This window comes from Gemmatimonas sp. (assembly GCF_044345575.1).
In the GTDB taxonomy this organism is placed as follows: domain Bacteria; phylum Gemmatimonadota; class Gemmatimonadetes; order Gemmatimonadales; family Gemmatimonadaceae; genus Gemmatimonas.
In genome coordinates this window covers 1-2,546 of the sequence record NZ_JBIJAW010000432.1, presented here as the reverse complement: position 1 = coordinate 2,546, position 2,546 = coordinate 1, and the positions used below count along the sequence as shown (strand labels likewise).

At 67.0% G+C, this 2,546-nt stretch carries 3 protein-coding genes; 1 reads left to right on the top strand and 2 read right to left on the bottom strand.

All coding sequences use genetic code 11. The features are described 5' to 3' along the window. Positions 1–147 precede the first annotated feature (147 nt). Complete coding sequence (pdxH, locus tag ACIQ6O_RS16275; RefSeq protein WP_396208822.1) at positions 148–783, bottom strand: pyridoxamine 5'-phosphate oxidase; 636 nt, start codon at positions 781–783, stop codon at positions 148–150. Between the two features lie 101 nt (positions 784–884). On the opposite strand from pdxH, the gene ACIQ6O_RS16270 reads away from it, so the two are divergent. After that, positions 885–1,544, top strand: a complete 660-nt coding sequence (locus ACIQ6O_RS16270) for a DsbA family oxidoreductase (protein WP_396208821.1) — start codon at positions 885–887, stop codon at positions 1,542–1,544. A 4-nt stretch (positions 1,545–1,548) separates the two neighbouring features. Here ACIQ6O_RS16270 and ACIQ6O_RS16265 read toward each other — a convergent pair. After that, the coding region (locus ACIQ6O_RS16265) for an aminotransferase class I/II-fold pyridoxal phosphate-dependent enzyme (RefSeq protein WP_396208820.1) at positions 1,549–2,546 on the bottom strand (998 nt) is incomplete at its 5' end.

Sequence of the window (2,546 nt, the reverse complement as noted above, 5' to 3'; positions counted from 1 at the left end):
AGAAACACCCGCGTGCCATTGGCTACGAGCTTACGGGCCAATGCTGCACCGATACCACCGGTGGCACCCAAAACGAGAACCGCGTGCGAAGTCTGAGACATGCACGCGGAACTCGCAGCCGAGGGCGGGGGTTCCCGCCGGATGTGGTTACGGCGACAGTCGTCGCTTTACCCAGCGGCCCGCTTCCTTCCGGAACTGAATGCGATCGTGCAACCGGCTCCGCCGCCCCTGCCAGAACTCGATCTCCTCCGGCACCACCCGGAAGCCGCCCCAATGCTCGGGAAGCGGCACGATGCCGTCGGCGAAGCGGGTTTCGTTGGCAGCAAGCTCCTGCTCCAGCGTCTCACGCGACGGCAGTACGCTGCTTTGCGACGACGTCCACGCCCCGATGCGGCTCGGCAGCGGACGTGACTGAAAGTACGCATCCGACTCGGTGCGGCTCACACGCTGCACGGCCCCGTTGACGCGTACCTGCCGCTCGAGCTCCGGCCAGAAGAAGCAGAGCGAGGCGCACGGATTGTCGGCGAGTTCCACACCCTTGCGGCTGCGATAGTCGGTGTAGAACACGAAGCCGCGCGCGTCCACGCCCTTGAGCAGCACCATGCGCGCCGACGGATACGCGTCGGGGGTGGCAGTAGCGAGGCACATGGCGTTCGGTTCGATCACCTCGGCCTTCAGCGCCTCGTCGAACCACGTGGTGAACTGCGCGATCGGATCGTCGGCCACGTCGGCTTCAGTAAGCGCGTGGCGCTGGTAATCCTTGCGGATGTCGGCGATGGACACGGGACGGAGAGTAGCGGGAAGCAGGTGCTGGTCGCAGGACGCGGGACGGCGGTGGCCGACCCCAGTGGATCGCCACGGCCACTTAACGTACAATGCCCCGTATGCGATCCACGAGAACCGTTGCCCTCGAACTCTATGCGGACGTGGTCTGTCCGTGGTGCTGGATCGGCGACCGCCGGCTGGCCGCCGCCCTCGACATCGTGAGGGCGGACATGCCCGACGTCACCTTCGACGTGACGTGGCGCCCGTTTCAGCTCGATCCCACCATTCCGCCCGAAGGGCGCGACTGGGAAGAGGTCATCGAACAGAAGTTCGGCGGCCGCGCTCGCGCGGAACCGATGTTCGAGCGCGTCGCGCAGGCGGGCGCCGCCGATGGCCTCGACTTTGCCTTTGATCGCATTACGCGGCATCCCAATACGGTGCACGCGCACGCGCTGGTGGTGCATGCGCAGCAGAAGGGGCTCGATGTGTGGCCCCTCGTCGAATCCCTCTTCGCGGCGCAGTTCACCGCGGGCGACGACGTGAGCAGCCCGGAGGTGCTGGTGCGCATCGGCGCCGCGCATGGACTCGCCGAGGGCGAGGTGCGCGACCTCATTGCGAAGCGCACATACGACGTGGACGTGCAGCAGAGCCAGCGCGAAGCCGCGCGGCTGGGCATTCAAGGGGTGCCGTTTCTCGTACTCGACGGCCGCTATGCCGTGAGTGGCGCGCAGCCCACCTCGGTGTTCGTGGATGCACTCAAGCGCGCCGCCACCGACTGATCCGTTATCCCCGACTGCGGCGCAGCGCATCCAGCAGCGTGGCGCCCAGCGCATCGACGAGTTCGACGGGGTGCACGGCCGACATCGACAGGCGAAGACGGGACGTACCCGCCGGCACGGTGGGCGAACGTACACCGCCCACGAGAAAGCCACGGCGGCGCAAATCCGTCACGATGGCTGTCATGCGCACGGCGTCTCCGATCATCACGGGAATGATATGCCCGTCGTCGGGACCGGTGATGTCGAGGCCACCGGCCATGAGACGCTGGCGCAGGCGACGCGCGCGGTCACGCACGGCATCGCGCCGCCACGTTTCCACCTGCGCGATGCGCAGCGCCTCGAGCGTGGCCGCGGCCAGCGCCGGCGGTGATCCAGTGGTGAAGATGAACGAACGGGCGCGGCTCACGAGAAACTCCACGAGTTCCTGCGACCCACCCACGTACGCGCCGGCGGTGCCCAGCGCCTTGCCAAGGGTGCCCACCACCACGTCCACGAGCCCGTTCACGCCGAAGTGTTCGAGGCTCCCCGCACCGGTATCGCCCAGCACACCGGTCCCGTGTGCATCGTCCACGTACGTCCACGCCTGATACTTGCGCGCGAGAGGCACGAGGCGGTCGAGCGGACAGAGATCGCCGTCCATCGAGAATACCCCCTCCACCACGATCAGCGCACGACGGTATCTCGGCCGCTCCGTGATCAGCAGCTGTTCCAGCGCCTCGAGATCGTTGTGCGGAAAGACGTGCGTGACCGCGCGCGACATGCGACAACCGTCAACGAGCGAGGCGTGATTCAGCGCGTCGGAGAAGATCACGTCACCACGCTCCGCCAGCGCCGGAATCGCGCCCACGTTCACCATGTACCCGGAAGGGAACAGGAGCGTGTAATCGCACCCCTTCAAGTGGGCGAGCGTGTGCTCGAGCACCTCGTGAATGGGATGATTCCCCGAGATCAGGCGCGCGGCGCCCGCACCGGTCCCCTCGGCCTGCAGCACCGCATGCGCCG